Source organism: Paenibacillus sp. R-74696 (assembly GCF_055814915.1).
The window spans coordinates 610,482-629,871 of record NZ_JBPULM010000046.1 but is presented as its reverse complement, the minus strand read 5'-3'; the positions used below and the strand labels follow the sequence as shown (position 1 = coordinate 629,871).

Annotated in this window: 17 protein-coding genes and 1 pseudogene; 15 read left to right on the top strand and 3 right to left on the bottom strand. The window is 51.2% G+C overall.

Annotation, left to right across the window (positions count from 1 at the left end; genetic code table 11):
- Positions 1 to 3 precede the first annotated feature (3 nt).
- Positions 4 to 984 carry an iron-hydroxamate ABC transporter substrate-binding protein gene (locus tag ACSR9A_RS27300; protein WP_341279241.1) on the top strand — a complete coding sequence of 327 codons (981 nt, stop codon included), beginning with the start codon at positions 4 to 6 and terminating at the stop codon, positions 982 to 984.
- A 128-nt stretch (positions 985 to 1,112) separates the two neighbouring features.
- On the opposite strand, the pseudogene ACSR9A_RS27295 reads toward ACSR9A_RS27300, so the two are convergent.
- The 3 genes and pseudogenes from ACSR9A_RS27295 to ACSR9A_RS27285 form a co-directional block, all read right to left on the bottom strand.
- Positions 1,113 to 1,709, bottom strand: a pseudogene (locus ACSR9A_RS27295) (alpha/beta fold hydrolase); the annotation flags it as partial.
- 82 nt (positions 1,710 to 1,791) lie between these two features.
- Positions 1,792 to 1,995, bottom strand: a complete 204-nt coding sequence (locus ACSR9A_RS27290) for a response regulator transcription factor (protein WP_341279240.1) — start codon at positions 1,993 to 1,995, stop codon at positions 1,792 to 1,794.
- 15 nt (positions 1,996 to 2,010) lie between these two features.
- Entirely contained in the window at positions 2,011 to 2,730 is a 720-nt protein-coding gene (locus ACSR9A_RS27285) for a response regulator transcription factor (protein WP_341279239.1), read from the bottom strand.
- 283 nt (positions 2,731 to 3,013) lie between these two features.
- Between ACSR9A_RS27285 and ACSR9A_RS27280 the strand changes: the two genes are divergently transcribed.
- The 14 genes from ACSR9A_RS27280 (at position 3,014) to ACSR9A_RS27215 (ending at position 19,299) form a co-directional block, all read left to right on the top strand.
- Entirely contained in the window at positions 3,014 to 4,204 is a 1,191-nt protein-coding gene (locus ACSR9A_RS27280) for an ABC transporter substrate-binding protein (RefSeq protein WP_473761203.1), read from the top strand.
- A 41-nt stretch (positions 4,205 to 4,245) separates the two neighbouring features.
- Complete coding sequence (locus tag ACSR9A_RS27275) at positions 4,246 to 5,205, top strand: NHLP bacteriocin system secretion protein (RefSeq protein WP_473761201.1); 960 nt, start codon at positions 4,246 to 4,248, stop codon at positions 5,203 to 5,205.
- Positions 5,206 to 5,398: 193 nt separating this feature from the next.
- A complete protein-coding gene (locus ACSR9A_RS27270; RefSeq protein ID WP_473761199.1) occupies positions 5,399 to 7,555 on the top strand; it encodes an NHLP family bacteriocin export ABC transporter peptidase/permease/ATPase subunit in 2,157 nt (718 codons plus the stop codon).
- A 26-nt stretch (positions 7,556 to 7,581) separates the two neighbouring features.
- Positions 7,582 to 10,500 (top strand): NHLP bacteriocin export ABC transporter permease/ATPase subunit, encoded by a 2,919-nt coding sequence (locus ACSR9A_RS27265; protein ID WP_473761197.1) that lies wholly within the window; start codon positions 7,582 to 7,584, stop codon positions 10,498 to 10,500.
- Positions 10,501 to 10,600: 100 nt separating this feature from the next.
- A complete protein-coding gene (locus ACSR9A_RS27260) occupies positions 10,601 to 10,978 on the top strand; it encodes a hypothetical protein (protein ID WP_473761196.1) in 378 nt (125 codons plus the stop codon).
- A gap of 111 nt (positions 10,979 to 11,089) precedes the next feature.
- The gene (locus ACSR9A_RS27255) at positions 11,090 to 11,473 is read left to right on the top strand and encodes a hypothetical protein (protein ID WP_473761195.1); all 384 of its coding nucleotides are present in this window, start codon (positions 11,090 to 11,092) and stop codon (positions 11,471 to 11,473) included.
- 169 nt (positions 11,474 to 11,642) lie between these two features.
- The gene (locus ACSR9A_RS27250; protein WP_473761194.1) at positions 11,643 to 12,926 is read left to right on the top strand and encodes a dicarboxylate/amino acid:cation symporter; all 1,284 of its coding nucleotides are present in this window, start codon (positions 11,643 to 11,645) and stop codon (positions 12,924 to 12,926) included.
- Positions 12,898 to 13,788, top strand: a complete 891-nt coding sequence (locus tag ACSR9A_RS27245; protein WP_473761192.1) for a GNAT family N-acetyltransferase — start codon at positions 12,898 to 12,900, stop codon at positions 13,786 to 13,788. Before ACSR9A_RS27250 ends, ACSR9A_RS27245 begins: the two co-directional genes overlap by 29 nt.
- Positions 13,789 to 13,806: 18 nt before the next feature.
- On the top strand, positions 13,807 to 16,188 hold the full coding sequence (locus tag ACSR9A_RS27240) for a beta-ketoacyl synthase N-terminal-like domain-containing protein (RefSeq protein WP_473761190.1): 2,382 nt from the start codon (positions 13,807 to 13,809) through the stop codon (positions 16,186 to 16,188).
- A 66-nt stretch (positions 16,189 to 16,254) separates the two neighbouring features.
- Positions 16,255 to 16,560 (top strand): phosphopantetheine-binding protein, encoded by a 306-nt coding sequence (locus ACSR9A_RS27235; RefSeq protein WP_473761189.1) that lies wholly within the window; start codon positions 16,255 to 16,257, stop codon positions 16,558 to 16,560.
- Positions 16,557 to 17,300, top strand: coding sequence for an SDR family NAD(P)-dependent oxidoreductase (locus ACSR9A_RS27230; RefSeq protein ID WP_473761188.1), 744 nt, complete (start codon positions 16,557 to 16,559; stop codon positions 17,298 to 17,300). Before ACSR9A_RS27235 ends, ACSR9A_RS27230 begins: the two co-directional genes overlap by 4 nt.
- A gap of 29 nt (positions 17,301 to 17,329) precedes the next feature.
- Positions 17,330 to 18,061 (top strand): SDR family NAD(P)-dependent oxidoreductase, encoded by a 732-nt coding sequence (locus ACSR9A_RS27225; RefSeq protein WP_473761186.1) that lies wholly within the window; start codon positions 17,330 to 17,332, stop codon positions 18,059 to 18,061.
- Between the two features lie 57 nt (positions 18,062 to 18,118).
- Positions 18,119 to 18,340, top strand: coding sequence for a hypothetical protein (locus ACSR9A_RS27220; RefSeq protein ID WP_341279226.1), 222 nt, complete (start codon positions 18,119 to 18,121; stop codon positions 18,338 to 18,340).
- Positions 18,337 to 19,299, top strand: coding sequence for an ABC transporter substrate-binding protein (locus tag ACSR9A_RS27215; protein ID WP_473761184.1), 963 nt, complete (start codon positions 18,337 to 18,339; stop codon positions 19,297 to 19,299). The genes ACSR9A_RS27220 and ACSR9A_RS27215 overlap by 4 nt, the downstream gene beginning before the upstream one ends.
- Positions 19,300 to 19,390 lie beyond the last annotated feature (91 nt).

Here is a 19,390-nt window from a genome sequence, read left to right as displayed (position 1 = left end):
CTTATGAAAAAGCTTTTTATACCGCTCATGCTTCTTATGGCGGTTGCACTTAGCGCCTGCGGCGGAAATCAAGCGGGCAATGCCGGGGCTGCCGGAAATGCCAGCAGCAACAGCACCAATACGAGTAATAGCAGTGCGTCAGCTGCCCCTTCTGCAGAGGCGGAGTCCGCCACCTTTACGTATCAATCCGAAAACGGTCCAGTTGAGGTGCCGACAAATCCGCAGCGCGTCGTCGTGCTGACGAGATTTTTGACGGGCAATGTGATGGCTCTGGGCGTGCCTTTGGTTGGTGCGGATGAAATGTCTAAGGCCAACCCGCGGTTTCAAGAACAGCTCAAGGACGTCGAAGCGGTATCCGAAGCAAGCGTAGAAAAAATTCTTGAGCTGCAGCCTGATTTGATTATCGGACTTTCGGATATTAAGAACATTGATAAGTTCAAGCAAATTGCACCTACGGTCACTTATACGTACAACAAGGTCGATTTCTTAACACAGCAGCTGGAAGTTGGGAAGCTGTTGAACAAAGAAAAGGAAGCGCATGCATGGGTCGATGATTTCTCGGCAAGAACGAAAAAAGCCGGCGAGCAGATTAGAGCGAAAATCGGCGACGATACGACGGTATCGGTTATCGAAACGTTCAATAAGCAGCTGTATGTGTATGGCTACAACTTTGGACGCGGCACGGAGCTACTCTATGGTGATCTGAAGCTCGGCATGCCGGAGAAGGTGAAGGAAGGTACGAAAACGGACGGTTATTTCGCCGTGTCGACAGAGGTGTTGAATGACTTTATGGGCGACTATGTCATTTTCAGCAAAGATGCGGATGAAGACAATTCGTTCCAGGATACGGCTGTATACAAAAGCGTCCCTGCTGTGGTCAACAACCGTGTTTATGAGGTGGATGCGAAAAGCTTTTATTTCAACGATCCGCTGAGCTTGGAATATCAGCTGGAATTTTTCCTGCAAAGCTTTCTCGGACAATAACGAGATCCTGTTGATGAGAGACCCTTTAGAAAAATAGAATAGCTTTAGCGCGAAAAGCCCTGCTTCATGTGGAAGTTGTCCACTGGAGCGGGGCTTTTGCTGCATTAATTTAAAGCCAAGCCAAATCCTTATAGCTTCATCCTCAGCACTTCCTCCACGATGATTGCGGGATCGGTGAACATGACCAGATGACCAGACTGAGGCGCTTCGACAAATCTGCCGCCCGGCAAGGAAGCTGCGGTTTCGCGATGGGCAGCTATAATAGCTGTCCTTATTTTTTGTTCCGATCGTATCGGCTTCGTTCCCGAAATGACGCAAACCTCCAAATCTCCAAGCGCTAAGGGCTTGGTTCGAAGTCTGGCCAAATCGTCCAAAAATGGCGTCAGCTCAGCAACCAGCGTGCTCGCAGCCGCAATCGTAAAGTCCTCCTTGCGATGATCCGCTGCTACATCGGCAGGCTGGACGCTGCCGGGGCGGCTGCCAAGCAGACGATATAGACCGAGCCGCGCCAATAGCGGAAAAAGCACCCGGCTCATCGCAAACCGTTTAGCCGCAGATTTGTCAAAATACATCGCACAATTTTCATCCGACTGGTCAACCAAAACAACCCCGCGTATGCGTGATGGGTTTGCCGCAGCTGCGGTGCGAACAATAAGGCCGCCCCAGCTGTGGCCCACGAGAATGAAGGGACCAGGGCCCAGCGCATCGAGCAACAGACCGAGATCCTCAGCAAGTCTGGATAACGTTCATGAAGACCTCCATATAGTGAATCGATTAGTTTGCTTATATTAGCTTGGATAAGCAGCATTAACTGAGCAGCTTCATCTCCTTCGCCTGAGCGACTGCTTTTGTACGCCGGTTGACCTTGAGCTTGGCGAAAATATTTTTCACATGTACCTTTACTGTGCTCAGGGCGATGATGAGATGATCGGCAATCTCTTTATTGGATAAGCCTGCGGCAAGCAGGGCGAGCACCTCCAGTTCGCGTTCCGTAAGCGGCTCAGCGATCATGTCCGGCAGCCCCGTTTAGTCTATGAATTCGGCAGGCTTGTCATTAAATTTATAGCCGACGCCGCGAATCGTGCGGATATAATGCGGCTTTGCCGGATTCTTCTCCAGTTTTTTTCGTAAATTATAAATATGTACCATGACCGTATGGGTATCTCCCATATGGACATCATCCCAGAGCAGCGAAAAAAGCTGCTCGTTTTTGTATACCCGGTTTGGATTTTTAGCGAGATGAAACAGCAGCTTGAATTCCTTGGCTGATAGGGAAACGGGTTTGTTGTCCACAAGCACAAGGTGGGTGGCGGGATCAATAAGCAATTGATCAAATTTTAACGTTTTATCGGTTACCTCTTCGTGTTTATGCAGCAAATTGCTTCTTCGGATATGCGCCTTCACTCTGGCGATTAGCTCAATCGGGCTAAACGGCTTCGAAATGAAGTCATCCCCTCCAAGGCCAAGCCCCAGCACTTTATCAATATCCTCGTCCTTGCAGCTGACGAACAAAATCGGCACATTGCTCGTTTTGCGAATTTCGCTGCAAATTTGAAAACCGTCCATGCCCGGCAGCAGCACATCCAGCAGCACCAGATCAGGAGCATGCTCCTGCGCCGCTTTAAGCGCATCGACGCCATTGTAGGCCGACAGCGTATGAAACCCTTCCCTTTTCAGAGACATGGTCAGCAGTTCATTGATTTCTTGGTCATCATCCACTATTAAAATCGTATTTTTAGAAGACATAGGATAGCCATTCTCCTCTTGTATAGCTTGCTGTAAGAGAGCGAGTAGATTTCCCTTGTCTAGCAGCGGAATACCGTGCCGAAAGTCTCAAAAACGCTCTGCCTTAAGTATCGCATGTTCGCCAAAATAAGTCGATTGGATAAATCAGATTTTAAATGAAATTGAGGTTATCTTGACTTTGAATTGATGGTTTAACATTTTGGGCTATTTTATAATGTAGGGGCAGTAGGACTTGATAGGTATAAAGGTTTAGTAAGGTTTAGTTCTGAAGGGAGATAGCCTAGTGAATGTTATTGGGGGAATACGCCAGAAAGGGCTGTTATGGAAAATCGCACTGCTCGGAATCGCGCTGACGATAAGCGGTTGCGCTTCGGCCTCGGGGCCCGAGCAGGCTCGGGAACGGGCGCTTAGCAGCTCATCTGGCGAGGTGGTCATTGGAGCGGTATGGCCATTTGAGCAGCAGAACGATCAATTCCATGAAGGTCTTCAATTGGCGCTTGAGCAAATCAATCAAAAAGGCGTTCTGGGCGGGAAGAAAATCCAGCTGATGGAAATGGATGATGAAGCCTCCACGACCAAAGGCATGGCGATTGCGCAGCAATTTGCTGATAATCCTGCTGTCAGTGCAGTCATCGGCCATCGTGGTTCTTCCGTCACGGTACCGGCATCACGCATTTATGCGCATGCGGGCATTGTGCTGCTGACGCCGGCATCGACATCACCGAAGCTGACTGATGTGAACAGCTCTTATATTTTCCGCAATATTCCTAATGATAATCAGCTTGGACAGGCGCTTGCCATGTATGCAGGAGGAACGAAGCACCGGAATATAGCGATTTATTATACGGATGACGAGTACGGAAGAGGACTGGCGAATGCGTTTGAGGATCAGGCATCCCAGTCGGGACTTCGCGTCATTGATCGTCTATCAGGCTATAAGGATACGGCTGATATTATGCGTATTGTTGATAAATGGAAAACGCTAGATAGCGATCTTATCATGGTAGCCACGAGGGCAAGCGAAGGAATCGCCTTCGTAAAAGCCATTCGCGCCGCTGGCATGACGATTCCCGTTATTGGCGGAGATGCTCTGGATTCAGCGGAATTTGCTCAAGCGGGCGAAGCGGTAGAAGGAACGATAGTCGCTTCGGTTTACCATGAGCTTGGAGCTTCCGAGGTTAATCAAAGCTTCCGGCAGCAGTATATCGACAAATATGGGAAGGAGCCGGGCAAATGGGCTGCGCAGGCTTACGATTCGCTGAGGCTGCTCGCTGACGGCATCGAGAAAGCAGGCTCCCGCAGCCCGCAAGCAATAGCTTCCGCATTGTCCGAGCTGAAGAAATGGGAAGGGGTTACGGGCCAGCATTCTTTCGATGCTCAGGGCGACGTCCAGGGAATGAGCATTGTCATGAAAAAGCTGGAGGCAGGAACCTTCAAGCGTCTGGATGAGGTGCTTATTCCGAATCCGTTGTAAGGGATGTGGCAACTTTAGGCTTCAACACTTGGGAGGTAGCGATGAATAATCATGTTTTTCGTAAAGTGGCGGTTGAGCGGCTGTCTTCTCCGGAGCAGCTCGACAATTTGGTTAGGGTAACCTCGCCTCGCGGCTGGCTTATGCTCACGGGTGTAGGCTTGCTCATTGTCGCCGCCTTGTATTGGGGGATCTTCGGCACGATGACCGTCAAAGCGGATGGACCGGGTGTACTCATTCGCCCAGGCGGACTGAAGACGGTTCATGCCTCCGCAGCAGGAGCGATATCCGATATTCGCGTTGTCGAAAATGATACGGTGACGCAGGGTGAGGTCATTGGCCGGATGGAGCAGCCTGAGCTGCTGGAGCAGATCAAGCAGACTAAGCTCGCCATAGCGAACCTTGAAGGAGCGGCGGCTGAAGACAGGGCGGGCCGCGTAGCGGAGCTTAAAAGCTTGAAGCAGCAGCTCGAGCAGCAGCAGCTCGGCTATGAATACAGCACAAGAGTGATAAGCCCGTACACGGGCAAAGTGAAAGAGGTTTTGGTGAAAACCGGCAATTACATTGGGGATGGCTACGATATTATTCGGCTGGAAACGTATGGCGTGCAGACGGATGAATTGATTGCTGTGCTATATGTGCCGGTCAGTCAAGGCAGGCAGCTGCTTCCGGGCATGGAGGTACGCGTTTCGCCAGGCTCCATTAACCGCGAAGAGTTTGGCTCGCTGGTTGGTCAGGTCGTCTCGGTATCCGAGTTTCCAGTAACGGTGCAGGGCATGATGTCTACGCTCGGCAATGAAGGTCTTGTACAGCAAATGGCATCACAGGGCGTATCGCTGGAAATTCGCGTCAATCTCTCCCCTAACTCCGAGATGGCAAGCGGCTACAGCTGGACGACAGAGCAAGGTCCGCCCGTTCGGCTGAACAGTGGCATGATGGTCGATGGTTCCATCACCGTCAGCTCACAGCGCCCGATCGCAACCGTCATTCCATATTTTAAATAAAAAAAAGCGTGGTGAAAAAGGCGCAGCGGAATGAAGGGGTTGGGCTGGAGAAACGCAAGTGTTCGCTTTTAGCCTTGAATTTCCCCAGACACGGGTATATTCATAGAAATTCAAGGCTAATGGCGATCGGAAGCCCAATCTTTTCATGCAGCGTAGCCTTTTTTCACCAAGCTGATCGGAGGAGAGCGGATTCGTGGCCTCAAAAAGAGTAAAGACGCCAACCGTATTGCAAATGGAGGCCGTAGAATGCGGAGCGGCATCACTTGCTATCGTGCTCGGCTATTATAAAAGCTTCATTCCGCTTGAGGAGCTGCGGATTGCCTGCGGCGTCTCCCGGGATGGAAGCAAGGCCAGCAATGTGCTCAAAGCAGCGCGCAAATACGGCATGGAAGCGAAAGGTTATCGCAAAAATCCGGAAGATCTAAAAACGATGGAATGGCCGCTGATCATCCATTGGAATTTCAATCATTTCCTTGTGCTGGAGGGCATCCATAACGATCGTGTTTTTTTGAATGATCCGGTCACGGGTCCCCGTGAAATCACATTCGAGGAGTTTGACCAATCCTTTACCGGCGTTGCCATTGCAATTAAGCCATCCCCTACGTATGTCCGTCAAGGGAAAGCGCCAAGTGTGCTTAGCTCGCTGTCCAGTCGCATTAAAGGGTCGGAAAAAGCGCTCATCTTCGCCATTCTGGCTGGGTTGTTTCTCGTGCTGCCGGGATTGGTTATTCCGGTGTTCAGTAAAGTATTTATCGATCAGGTGCTGTTGGGCCACTTGGATAATTGGCTGTTTCCGCTGCTTATCGGAATGGGGCTGACCGCTTTGCTTCGGGCGTTTCTGACGTGGCTGCAGCGTTATTACTTGCTCAGGCTGGAAATGAAGCTTGCTCTAAGCTCATCCAGCCGTTTTTTCTGGCATGTGCTGCGGCTGCCGATAGAGTTTTTCTCCCAGCGGTTTAGCGGAGATATTGCCGCAAGGGTCGCCATTAATGACCGTGTCGCCCAGCTGCTTTCCGGGCAGCTTGCTGTAGCGGCGCTCAACTGCGTCATGATCGTGTTTTATTTGCTGCTGATGCTGCAATACAGCTTAGCACTGACGGGCATCGCGGTTGGCGCCTCGCTGCTCAATCTTGTATTCATGCGGTTTATTACGCGCAAACGCAACGATCAAAATTTGCGTCTGCTGCAGGAAGCTGGCAAGATGCAGGGCGTATCCATGAATGGGCTTCAAGTAATTGAGACGTTGAAATCGAACAGCTCCGAGGCGGATTTTTTCGTCAAATGGTCGGGCTATCAGGCGAAGCTGCTTAATTCCACCCAGCAATTCGGCGTATCGAACCAGTTTCTAATGGCCGTTCCCGCTTTGCTGACGAGTTTGAGCGCCGTTGCAATTTTATTTCTCGGCGGCTTTCAGGTTATGGATGGGGCGCTGACCATCGGCTCGCTGGTCGCCTTCCAAAGTCTTGCCGCAAGCTTCAGCCAGCCGGTCAACGAGATGGTTGCACTGGCCGGCTCTATTCAGGAAGCGGGAGGAAGCATGAAGCGGCTGGACGATGTGCTGCAATATCCGATTGATAGACAAATGCAGCAAAACCCAGAGCAGGCATCCGAATCAGAGGGCACGGCGAAGCTTTCGGGACAAATTGAAATTAACAATTTGACGTACGGCTACAGCAAGCTGGAAGGCCCGCTGATTGACCGTTTTAATTTATCGATTCAGCCGGGCATGAAGGTCGCTCTCGTCGGAGGCTCCGGCAGTGGAAAATCGACGATTGCGAAGCTGATTGCTGGCATTTACGAGCCATGGGATGGTGATATCCGCTTCGACGGCTTAAAGCGCGATGAAATTTCCCGCAATCGGATGGGCAATTCGCTTGCCGTTGTCGATCAGGATATTGTGCTGCTGGAAGGAACGATCAAAGAAAATATTACATTTTGGGATTCTACGATACCAGAGACCGATGTTGTCAGGGCCGCAAAGGATGCGGTGATCCATGATCATATTGCGGAGCGCAGCGGCGGCTATGAGCATATGATTTCGGAAAATGGCGGCAATTTCAGTGGGGGCCAGCGCCAGCGTCTGGAAATTGCACGGGCGCTGGCTGGCAATCCATCGATCGTTATTTTGGATGAGGCGACAAGCGCGTTGGACCCGGCAACGGAGAAAAAGGTAGATGATAGTCTAAGACGCCGAGGCTTGACCTGTATTACGGTGGCCCACCGACTCAGCACCATTCGGGATGCGGATGAAATCGTTGTGCTGGAGCGTGGGAAAATCATTGAACGGGGCACGCATACTTCTCTCATGGAACGAAATGGCTATTATACCCGTCTCATTCAAAATCAGTAGACATGGTGCGAAAAGGAGGTGGAAAAGTGGCTGAAGCGGTACAATTCAACCTGCATTCATTTTTTGAAGGTTACGGAACTTGTCATGAGGTGGAAGGCAACAGGCCGATTCTAGTAACCAATCAAAATGATGTATGGTATGTCGATTCCGGTTATGTGGATGTTTTCGCCGTGACCCTTGAGCTTGACAATGGCGGGACAAAAAACAAGCGGCGCTATTTATTCAGTTTGGAGGAAGGGGCTCTCCTATTCGGCTTTGAGGATTATGCAGGAGTGGAGAGAGCAGGCTTGCTGCTGACGGCATCCGTCGGCACGAAGGTATCCCAATTGAACCGGGATGTATTTATTAGCCGCAGGGAGGAATACGGGCTGAGCGACGAGAAGCTTGCCCCTCTGATTGATCAATGGGTAGGCTGCTGGTCTGCGGCGCTGAGTGTGCGAAATGCCCCGCCGGAGTTTGAGCTGCTGGAGCAAAGCGAGCATCTTGAGCTGGCAGAAGGTCAAACCTGGCGGTCTCTGCAAACGGTCTGGGTGAAAATACGTGACGGCGTCGTCTACTGGGTATCCGAGCATCCGATTACAGCGGAGGAGCCCTATTACATACCGGTAACCTCCTCCAGTTGGCTGGAAACGAAGCAGGCTGCCGAGCTCGAATTGCGCAGCACGCTCCATTGGCTGCAAAATGATCAGCAGCTGCAAGGTTTATATGCATTTCATCAATTAATCGCCAGCCGCTTGGCTGCCTTATTGACCAAGGAGCGGCTGCAGGAGCATGAACGCCTGCTCCGGCGGACGGAGCATGACGATTCGCTAATGGATCATGCGCTCAAGCGATTGCTTGCCGTTACAGGGCCAGAAGATCAACGAGCTGCTGCTTTTCATTCAACGGATCCGCTATTTATGGCCTGCCGTGTCGTCGGCGAATATGCCAGCATCGTCATTAAGCCTGTAGGCAGAAAGCTTAAAAAGCATTCGCAGCGTTCGCCTATTCAGGAAATTGCCGAAGCTTCTGGCGTCCGCTCCCGCAAGGTTGTACTCAAAGGGGAATGGTGGAAGGCGGACAATGGGCCGCTGGTCGCATTCATGGAGCTATCCCGCGAGCCTGTTGCCCTGATACCGGCTTCTGCGGGCTCCTACACATGGGAAAATCCGCTTAGCGGCGAAAAAGGCATCGTAAATGCCGAAATGGCGGCGGGCATCGAGCCGATGGCTCATATGTTTTATCGGACCTTTCCCGCTCGAGCGCTTGGCGTAAAGGATATTTTGCAGTTTGGCACGCATCATTCGATTCGGCGGGATCTAATTATGGTTCTGCTCATGGGAGCGGTAGCGGGCTTGCTCGGCATTATGCTGCCGGTTGCTACCGGTATTTTGGTAGATACGATTATTCCTGAATCGTATCGTGGGCCGCTCGTCCAGATGGCGCTGATTCTCGTCTCCGCCGTCGTGTCGATTGCCTTGTTCCGCCTAGCGGGATCGCTCGCCTCCATGCGAATGGAGGGCCGGGTAGAAAGCTCCGTTCAGGCGGCGATATGGGATCGGCTGCTGAACTTGCCGGTGTCCTTTTTCCGCAGCTATACGGCGGGCGATTTGGCCTCGAGAGCGAGCAGCATTAATACGATTAGGCAGCTTTTATCAGGAGCGGTTCTAGGCTCGCTGCTGACAGGCGTATTTTCCATTTTTCAATATGCTTTGCTGTTCCGTTACAGTCCAAGTCTTGCTTTAGTGGCCGGAGGCCTTGTGCTCATTTCCATGTCATTTACAGTCGGCATTGGCCTGCTGCAAATTCGTTACCAGCGCAGGCTGCTGGATATTCAGGGGCGTATTTCCGGTACGGTGCTCCAACTGCTGAACGGCATTAGCAAATTTCGCATGGCGGCGGCGGAAAATCGCGCATTCTTCTTATGGGCAAGAGCGTTTGCCGAGCAGAAGAAATTGTCCTTCAAGGTCAGAATGCTGGATAACTACTCCAGCGTGTTTCAATCCTTTTTTCCCTTGGTCGCTTCCATGGTGCTGTTTTACTTGGTCGTTTCCAGCAATTCCGCGCTGTCAGCGGGACAATTTATCGCTTTCTTCTCCGCCTTCTCCAGCTTTCTAATGGCGATGCTGGCGATGGCTTCCGCGCTGCTGTCGGTCGTGCATATCGTGCCGCTTTATGAGCGGGCGAAACCGATTTTAAAGACGCTGCCTGAAATGCATGACCAGCTTGAAGATCCGGGCGAAGTGAGCGGGGCGATTGAAATTCGGCATATCCAGTTTCGCTACGCTGAGGATCAGCCGCTCGTGCTGAATGATCTGTCGATGAACATTAAAGCAGGGCAGTATGTCGCCTTCGTCGGCGCTTCTGGCTGTGGCAAGTCCACGCTTATGCGGCTATTGCTTGGTTTTGAGCAGCCTCAGAGCGGCTCGGTTTATTTTGATGGGCAGGATTTGCGCTCGCTTGATGTGGGGCTGCTGAGGAGCCAGTTTGGCGTCGTTTTGCAAAACAGCAAGCTGATGTCTGGCGATATTTTCACCAATATTATTGGCACCTCCGATTTGACGCTTCAGGATGCTTGGGAGGCAGCGGAGATGGCAGGCTTTGATGAGGATATCCGCAGCATGCCGATGGCGATGCATACGGTGATATCCGAAGGCGGCGGCACACTTTCCGGCGGACAGCGCCAGCGCCTAATGATTGCGAGAGCGATTGCCAAGCGGCCGAAAATTCTCTTTTTTGACGAGGCTACAAGCGCTCTGGATAACCGGACGCAAAGCATCGTCAGCCAAAGCTTGACCAAATTACAGGTGACGAGAATCGTCATTGCCCACCGTTTAAGTACGATTACGCAGGCTGATCACATTTATGTGTTTGATAAGGGGCGAATTATTCAATCCGGCACTTATGAGGAGCTGCTGCAGCAGCATGGTCTGTTCGCGGAGCTTGCCAGCCGCCAATTGGCGTAACAATTGAACTAAAATTGACTGAAAGTTGAAGGCAGCTTGAAGCTGGGCTTTTATTCTAAAAGGTGTAAGTAAAAACGGAGAATTGGGGAGGAATTGAAACATGAGTTGGACGCAGGAGCAGTTTAATGAAACGGTGCATGCCGTCATGGCAAAAGCGAATTCGGATGCGGAGTTTCGCGCACTTGCAATAAGCGATATTTATGCAGCCATCAAAGCAGCCACCGGGCATGAGGTACCGCAGCAATTTAAAATCAATATCGTTGACGCAACAGGCTACCACAGCACAATCGTATTGCCAGAAGTGCGAAGAGCGGCAGACGAACTGACAGAAACGGAGCTTGAAGCTGTTGCCGGCGGCAGCAAAACAGGGTTCCCAGAGGGTGTTACGCCATTCATTGAACCATCCTTTTATAACGACACGCAACCAGTTGGCCCAATTACATCCCTACCTGTGAATGGCGGCATCATCACAAAATAAGGGCTGCAACATTTGAACTAAAATTGAACGAGAGTTGAGAGCAGATTGAAGCTGGGCTGTTATTCTAATACCTGTAAGAAACAACACTACATTATTTGGAGGAATTAAATCATGAGTTGGAATGAACAGCAAGTTACGGATACGGTAAACGCAGTAATCACGAAAGCGGCTTCGGATGCAGAGTTCCGCGCGCTTGCAGTAAGCGACATCTACGCAGCGATTAAAGCAGCGACAGGTCATGAAGTACCGCAAGAATTTAAAATCAACATCGTTGATGCAACTGGCTACCACGCGACAATCGTATTGCCAGAAGTACGCGGCGCGGCTGATGAGCTGACAGAAACAGAACTGGAATCCGTTGCTGGCGGCAGCAAGCAAGGCGCTAATGATTTCTTCAATGGCGTAGGCTCGATTGCTGAAAACGCAGCTAACACAGCTATCCGCGTTGGCGAAAACATCGGTAATGCAACAGCTGACCAAATCAGAAATACTTAATTTCCTTCATACTTAAATAGAGCTTGCATTGGAGTGATATCCGCCGTTCAGGTGCGATATCGCTCCAAATTTATAAAGAAGCGATGAGAGGGACAGCTATCTATCCGCGATTTTTCACGGTTTTCAGCAGAAGCTGCTTTATCGCAATGCCTAACAAGAGGGTGCTTGTGTGTCGGTTGTATCTGTTTTGTCATTCAAATGGATCAAGTCTTTCTGGATGATTATGCTGTGTATGTTGTCAGGCATAGCTATTGGTCTGTATGCGCCAGGTATCGCTCATTCGGTAGCGGATTTCGGTGATCTTTATTTATCCTTTCTGAAAATGTGTGTCATTCCGATTATGATGACCGCCATTATTTCCAGTATCGGCAGCTTATTCATTAATAGCGGCGCCATGAAAACAATCGGACGCATGTGCCTCGTCTATGCCGCTGCACTCATCATTTCCGGCATGTTCGGGCTGATTTTTGGAGAGGTGGGCCATCCGGGGGCAGGCTTGCCTGAGCAATCGAAGCAGGTGCTGGGTGCGATTGTCAATGACTCCAGTTCCAACGGAGCGCCAGTGGAAGAGGAGAAATCGCAAGGCATTTTGTTGTTTTTGCTCGACATGATCCCGTCCAATATTTTTACAGCCCTAATGGAAAATAATACGCTGCAAATTTTATTTTTCTCCGTCATCGTCGGCGTAGCCGTTGGCATGATGCGAACGAGACAAGGGGAAGATGTGCTGCAGCTTGCAGACGTTTTGTTCCGTGCTTTTCAGAAGGCGATTTCCTGGTCGATGTACGCGCTGCCGTTTGCTTTATTCTGCATGATGGCCGGACAGTTTGCTACTTTGAACTTGGACATTTTGCCTGCCATGCTGAAGCTGATTATGATGTTTTATCTCGTTAGCATCGTACTAATTATCGTTTCCGTCGCCGTACTGTCCCTGCAATTGCGCCAGCCTGTCAGGGTGGTCATCGGCGCTTTAAAGGAGTCGCTCATTTTAGCATTTGGCACGAGAAACAGCATTGCTACCGTTCCATCCTGTATGCACGCTTTAAGCAAAGAGCTCCATTTGCAGTCGCACGCGATTCAACTGGTTGTACCGATAGGCATGATTATGTGCCGTTATAGCATGGTGCTCATCTATACGCTGGGCATTGCATTTACCGCTCAATTGTATGAATACGATTTTACGATCATGCAGTGGATGCTGGTGCTGGTGGGGGCTGTATTGACTTCTATCGCAGGTGCCGGTTCTCCGGGCGTCGTATCGATTGGCATGATTGCCATTATAGCAGGGATGCTGAAGCTTCCGGCCGAAGTAACGATCATTTTATTGCTGGCGATCAACCCGATTATCGATCCCATTATTACGGCGGCTAATGTATCCATTAACTGCGCTACGGCTTCACTTCTGTCAGCCAGAAAGGAAACACATGTACAAGATCAAGAGATTAGCGCCTGATGACAGATTGAAATACAAGCCGCTCATGTTTCAGTGGCTTTATTTGCAATTGGAGCAGAGTATCAGGAGCGGCCAAGGGCAAAGCCGCTTTATGCTGATTGGGGCGGAAGTGGGAGATGCTCCGGTAGGCTTGGCTGTGCTAGAACTGCGAGAAGGGGCAGGAGCACAGTGTGCGATGCTGCAATGCCTGTTCGTTGACAAACGTTGGCGCAGGAAGGGGATCGCCTCCTCCATTATGGAAGAAGTACGGAGCTTATGCCTCGAGAAGCAAGCCCAAAGCCTTGAGGTTTATTATTATTCCGGAAAGTCCTCTACGGAGATGATAGAAGCGTGGCTGCAAAAAGAAGGCTGGTCACAGCCGTTATGCGATGCGGTTGTTTTCCATATCAATAGCGATATTGCTCGCGCAAGCTGGCTGCGGGAACGTCCTTTGCCAAGCGGCTTGGAGCTGTTTCTATGGGCGGAAAAGAAGGAACACGAGCTTAAACAATCCATTGAAGCAGCCGCCGCTGTTTTTCCGGATTTTCTGTCGCCGTTCAAAACCTTTGCGCCTCTGGAGCCGGGCAACAGTCTTGGACTAATGTCGGAGCAGGGGATTAAGGGCTGGTCGATGACGTATCGGCTGACCGAGGATACGATTTTGTACGATGCGGTCTACATTGCACCTGAATATCAGCAGGTAGGCTTAGCTTTCCACATGCTGGCGAGGTCGATTCGGCTTCAATTGGAAGCGGGCATTCCTTACGGCATTTTTACGGTCAACCGGGGGACACCTGTCATGATGAAGCTCGCGCGGCAATGGCTTGGGCCTTATTCATGGAAGACGAGCGAGAAACGGATTTGTTATTTGCCATTGAAGTAAGGATTCGGGGGAAAAAGCATGAAGGACAATGAACAGGCTCATCGTATAGCAGTAACGGGCATAGGTGTATTGTGTGCGCTGGGCAATGAGCCACAGGCCGTTTTTGAGCGGATGTTTGCGTCAGAGACAGGGATTGGGAAAGTCACTCGCTTCAATACGGATGCGTTGTTAAGCTCGCTTGCCGGACAATTGGACGAATCGTGGCGGGAAGCGGCCTTCGCGGATACCGCAGAACAGTCGATGGACTGGTGTGCGCGATATGCGATTGCGGCTGCCAAGCAGGCACTCCATAGCAGCGGGCTTGCTATAGCGCGAGGAGATGCCGCTGCGCATCAGATCCCAGCTTCAAGAATTGGGCTGTCGCTTGGTACGTGCAACGGCGGCATATTATCGCTGGAGAAGCAGTGGGATTTGTCGGCGCTGGATGAGGAGAATACAGCGAACTATCCTTTTTATCAGCAAGGGGATGATACTGCACGGCAGCTGGGCGTGCAGGGACCGGTGGCGACGTTAAATACGGCATGTGCCGCTAGTGGCAATGCAATCGGCTATGCCAGCGACATGATTCGCTGGGGATATGCCGATGTCATGCTCGCAGGCGGCTCAGATCCGCTGTCGCATAGTGTATATGCCGGATTTAATGTACTCCGGGCGCTTAATCCGCTGCCATCCTCGCCGTTTGGCAGCCGCTTTGGCCTGAATCTGGGCGAAGGCGCGGCATTTGTCGTGCTGGAGCGGCTGGACGCCGCAGTTGCGCGCGGGGCGACTATTTATGCGGAGCTGTGCGCATATGGGCTGAGTAATGATGCCCATCATATGACAGCGCCGCACCCGGAGGGCGCTGGGATGCAGCGGGCAGTAGATATGGCTCTGAGCCTGGCGCAGGTTGCCAAACAGGAAATTGAATACGTGAATGCGCATGGCACCGGAACACAGGCGAATGACCGCGCTGAAATTAGCGGTTTGAAACGCAGCTTTGGCGAGCAGCTGACCGTTCCGGTCAGCTCAAGCAAAGCGTATTTCGGGCACAGCCTAGGTACTGCTGCTGCACTAGAGCTTGTAACCTCGCTTTATGCGATCAAGCAAGGCTATGTGCCAGCAACGCTGCATTTTGACACAGCGCGCGAAGGCTGCGAAGAGGCAGATATCATTCAGCACAGCATGCGCCCCATGCGTCCAAAGTATATCGTCAGCAATAATGCTGCCTTTGGTGGACACAACGTTTCATTAGTGCTGCGTACTGACTTGAGCGAAGGCGCGGCGCCGCATACGGAAAGCCTGGCGCAGCTCGCCAAGCGGCGGGTTGTCATTACCGGGCTTGGTGCTGTTGGCGGCGGCCATATCCATCAGGGAAGCATCGTGAGTTGGCTTGCAGAGGACGCCTCCTCAGAAGCATCGGGCGCTTCTTCCTTTTCCTTGAAGGAATATGACAAAAGCAAATATGAGCGCAGAATGAATCAGCTGTCGCAAAATACGATTGGCGCGGCACTTGCTGCACTGGAGGACGCACAAATAACCGAGGAGGAGAAGGAAGAGCTCGGCTTTATTTTTGGCACAGCCCGGGGCAGTACGGATAGCATTTCCCAATATTTGGAGTCGGTGTTTGTAAAAGGGCCGGAATATGCGAGCAGCATCTATTTCCCCCATACCGTCATTAATTCAATTGCCGGGCAGACAGCGGAGAAGCTGAAGCTTCTGGGCTTCAACAGCTCCTTCAGCACGGGAGGCAATGAAGGCCTGACCGCTGCGCTGTATGCAGCAGGCAAAATCCGCGAGCGCACGTTATCCTCCTGCCTCATTGGAGCGGGAGATGAATGCTCAGTACTATCGAGCGACATTGACCGTGCGAAAGGCTTGCAGGCGAGCCGCTTCCGCATGGTGGAGGGCAGTGTATGTATGGTGCTTTGTGATGCGGAGCAAGCCGTGCAAAGGCATTCCGGCATTTATGCCGAACTAAGCGGCTTTGGCACTGCTTTTGGAGCAGTGGCAGCTGGTCCCCAACTTGAAGCGACGCTTTGCAGGGCGGTAGCGGAAGCATTAAATGAAGCGGGAATTGCTATAGCGCAGCTGGACCTGATTTTGCTGAATACGGTCGGCAGGCCTGGCGAAACGGAGGGCGAGCGTCAAGCGCTATCCTCATTAAGCGCAGCTGATCAGTCGCCGCCAATCATTAGCTTCAATGAATACGCCGGCTTCGGCGAATCCTACAGCTCGATGCTGCATTTGGCGGCGGCCGCGGAGCTTGTGAGCCGTGCAGCTCCCGCAAGTGGAATAGCCAGCGGCGCATATGCCCGCCTTAGTGTGCCGCAGCAAACGGCCCAGCTTCAGCATGTTTTAACAGTAAGCTCGACGGTCAACGGCAGTTACTGCGCGGCAGTTGTAAGCGCATGGAACGATTGACAGGCGCTTGCATCTAGCACTATTTTCAAAATTAAAAAAGGTTAATATCCAAGGAGGCGCATACGTATGAGCGTAGAGCAGATTTTAGACATGGACACCATTAAGCAGACGATTAAGCAAAAGCTGCTAATTGACAGGCTTAAGCTTGAGGATATTACGGCGGAGGAAATCACGGACGATATGATTTTATTCGGTGAAGGGCTGGGCCTGGATTCGGTAGAAGCGTTCGAGGTAATGGTGGGCATGGAGGAATTGTACGGGGTAATGGTGGAGCAAATTCCGGCAGATGAATTAAAAATTCATTTGAAAAATGTCCAGTCCATTGCTGAGTTGATTATGACAAGCCAGCAGAAGGGGACCGAAGGGCCATGACCTTTCGTGATCACGTCATACTGATTACGGGCGTAACACGAGGCATTGGCCGGGCCATCGCCCTGCGATTCCTTGCAGAGGGAGCTGTCGTTGCCGGCATTTATGTGCGGGATGATGAAGCAGCGGAGCAGCTGCAAGGAGACGCTGAGAAAGCTGGCGGACGAATTAGCTTGTACAAAGGCTCTGTCAGCGATCAAGATTTTGTAGCCAATGTGATGAAGCAGGTATTCGAAACGTATGGACGTCTCGATGTGCTGGTCAACAATGCAGGCCGCACGAATGATCAGATGGCGCTATTTATGGAAGAGCAGCAGTGGAATGAGGTGCTGGCTACAAATTTTATCGGCACATGTTACTGTTCTCAGGAGGCGGTCAGCTATATGCTGCGCCTTGGGAAGGGCGCCATTATTAATATGGTGTCCGTCAGCGGCATCTACGGCCGGGAAGCCCAGACGAATTATGCGGCTTCCAAAGGCGCAATTATAGGCTTGACGAAACTGTATGCCCGGCTTTATGCCTCGAAAAATATTCAAGTGAGCGCCATTGCGCCCGGCATAATTGAAACCGAAATGGCTCAAGGCGTTCCCCCAGAGAAACTGGCGGATTTTTTAAAGCATACGGCAGCCGGCAGACTCGGATCAGCCGAGGAGGTAGCGGATGCGGTTATGTATTTGGCGGGGCCTCTGGCTAGTTATCACACAGGCCAAACGTTGAAAATAGATGGTGGTTTTTTGCGTTAAGCTTGGTTGTAATAGAAGGGGGAACGAAGATGAAAAGCGCATTTTTGCATCATGCTGAAAGTGCCTCGGGCACAGCGATGGCGCTATATTTGCTGCAGCGGGGCATCCGGGTCACGGCGAGCTTCCAGATAGCTGAACAGGCGGAGCAGTTTAGGGTAGATGTGCCGCCGCAGTGGCAGGAACAAATTCAAACGATCGTTGCGCCAGACGTTCAAATGAAAGCAGTGGAGTCTGTGATAGCGGGCATTGCCGAGCAGATGCAAGGGCTTGACCTGTATATTCATGGCCATGATTGGGTGGACGAGCTGGAGGCGCTGCAGCATGATCCTGCCGAGTTCGCTTTGAAAAGCTACAGCCTTCTAAGCGAGCTATTTGTATACAGCCGGGCGGCAGGGAGTGTGATGGCGCGTAAGCAGCGGGGGCAGATCATCGTGCCGATGTTGGCCGATTCGCTGCATTATGATGGCTTCCCTTCATCTCCAGTGTATAACCAAGGAGCGCTGGCCTTTGTCAAAAGCTTCGCTAAGGAGCTGTCCCCGTTCCGCGTCAGTGTAAATGCGCTGACATTTGGGTATTTTCGATTGGAGAAAAATGTGGCTGTTGGCCGAAATAACCGCAAGCCGTTTGATATTTATGCATTAAAACCGCCAGTGCCGGAATTGGAAGAGCTCGTCCACGGGCTCGGTCTGCTTCTTGATTATGGTCATGGCATGAGCGGTCAAAATACGACATGGGGTTACGGTATTCAGTCTGTTCTCTAGCAGGGGCATGAGGACGCGGCTTAAGGCTTAAGGTAACCTTTGAAAGAGGCGGGGCATATGGGATACCAGCAGGCTGATAACGATCAGAAAAAGGAAAATGGGCAAGCCGGTGAGCTGTTGGAAGAAGAGCTGGAAGAGGTTGTTGGAGGCTTGGCAACCGTCTCTATTCCGCGCTGCAAGCTATGCTATGTTCGTATCGCTGTGTATGACATGACCGTATGCGCAGTATGCTTTCGCAAAACTCAAGTTTCGCATGGAGGGGAGGATGGCCAGCAATGATCGGCAAATACGATCGCTTGGCCTTCTGCTTGCTTTTGGTGTTGGTAATAGGCATTTTTACGACATCATGTGCAAGCATGACACAACAGGCACATCAATTGGCACCAGAAAAGCAAGCTCATGCGGCAAGCCCAGCCGTCACTAGTCCAATTCCCGCAAGCTCTGCCGCTCCGGCTGATAAAGTGGAGCTACCCGTTTATACAGAGGAGCAATTAAAGACTTATCCGGAGGATATTCGGGACATTTTGAGCAGAGGCAAGCTGCGGGTAGCCCTCTATCAGGAGGATCGCTATCCGTTTTTCTATGCAGATGATCAGGGAGTGCTCCGCGGAAGCGATGTTGATCTTGCAAATGACATCGCTCTTAAGCTTGGCGTACAAGCCGAATTTATCCGTACAGCAGCTTCCTTTAATGAAGTGATTAATCAAGTATCTACTGGAGAGGTGGATATCGGGGTTTCCAAGCTGAGCATGACCTTGGAACGGGCGAAGCGGGTTTTATTTTCCGATGCTTATTTGAATTTGAAACAAGCGCTATTGATTAACCGATTGCAGCTTGCAGCCATTGGCGAAAAAGGAGATGACGTTGATCCGCTAGCGCTCATCCAAGGGCGAGGAGAACGGATTGGCATTGTAGCGGGCACCTCCTATGCGGGCTTTGCGCGTGAGCTGTTCCCGAATCAAAATCAGGTGGGCTATCCAAACTCGGCTCAGCTGTTTGATGGCGTGCGGCAGGGGGATGTGCTGGCCGCCGTTTATGATGCTTTTGAAATTTCGCGTTATTTGAAAAAATATCCGTCGTATTCGCTTCAGCTGCAATTCGTGCAATTGGACGATCACGATGATGACATCGCCATAGCCGTTGATCCAAAGCGCTACCATCTCCACCAGTGGATGAATACCTATCTCCATATGGAGAAGAAGGAAATTCAAAAAAGGCTTGAAAACTATGATATTTAAGCGTAAACGGCCGAAAGCCGTCCTCTGACGGCAAAGCTATCGTTTCGCGTAGAAATATAAGCCCATTATAACTATGAAACTTATAGATTCT

Coding starts and splice junctions, on each gene's coding strand:
- ACSR9A_RS27300 (WP_341279241.1), top strand. CDS start 4: ATGAAAAAGCTTTTTATACCGCTCATGCTTCTTATGGCGGTTGCACTT.
- ACSR9A_RS27290 (WP_341279240.1), bottom strand. CDS start 1,995: ATGATCGCTGAGCCGCTTACGGAACGCGAACTGGAGGTGCTCGCCCTG.
- ACSR9A_RS27285 (WP_341279239.1), bottom strand. CDS start 2,730: ATGTCTTCTAAAAATACGATTTTAATAGTGGATGATGACCAAGAAATC.
- ACSR9A_RS27275 (WP_473761201.1), top strand. CDS start 4,246: ATGAATAATCATGTTTTTCGTAAAGTGGCGGTTGAGCGGCTGTCTTCT.
- ACSR9A_RS27260 (WP_473761196.1), top strand. CDS start 10,601: ATGAGTTGGACGCAGGAGCAGTTTAATGAAACGGTGCATGCCGTCATG.
- ACSR9A_RS27255 (WP_473761195.1), top strand. CDS start 11,090: ATGAGTTGGAATGAACAGCAAGTTACGGATACGGTAAACGCAGTAATC.
- ACSR9A_RS27245 (WP_473761192.1), top strand. CDS start 12,898: ATGTACAAGATCAAGAGATTAGCGCCTGATGACAGATTGAAATACAAG.
- ACSR9A_RS27240 (WP_473761190.1), top strand. CDS start 13,807: ATGAAGGACAATGAACAGGCTCATCGTATAGCAGTAACGGGCATAGGT.
- ACSR9A_RS27235 (WP_473761189.1), top strand. CDS start 16,255: ATGAGCGTAGAGCAGATTTTAGACATGGACACCATTAAGCAGACGATT.
- ACSR9A_RS27230 (WP_473761188.1), top strand. CDS start 16,557: ATGACCTTTCGTGATCACGTCATACTGATTACGGGCGTAACACGAGGC.
- ACSR9A_RS27225 (WP_473761186.1), top strand. CDS start 17,330: ATGAAAAGCGCATTTTTGCATCATGCTGAAAGTGCCTCGGGCACAGCG.
- ACSR9A_RS27220 (WP_341279226.1), top strand. CDS start 18,119: ATGGGATACCAGCAGGCTGATAACGATCAGAAAAAGGAAAATGGGCAA.
- ACSR9A_RS27215 (WP_473761184.1), top strand. CDS start 18,337: ATGATCGGCAAATACGATCGCTTGGCCTTCTGCTTGCTTTTGGTGTTG.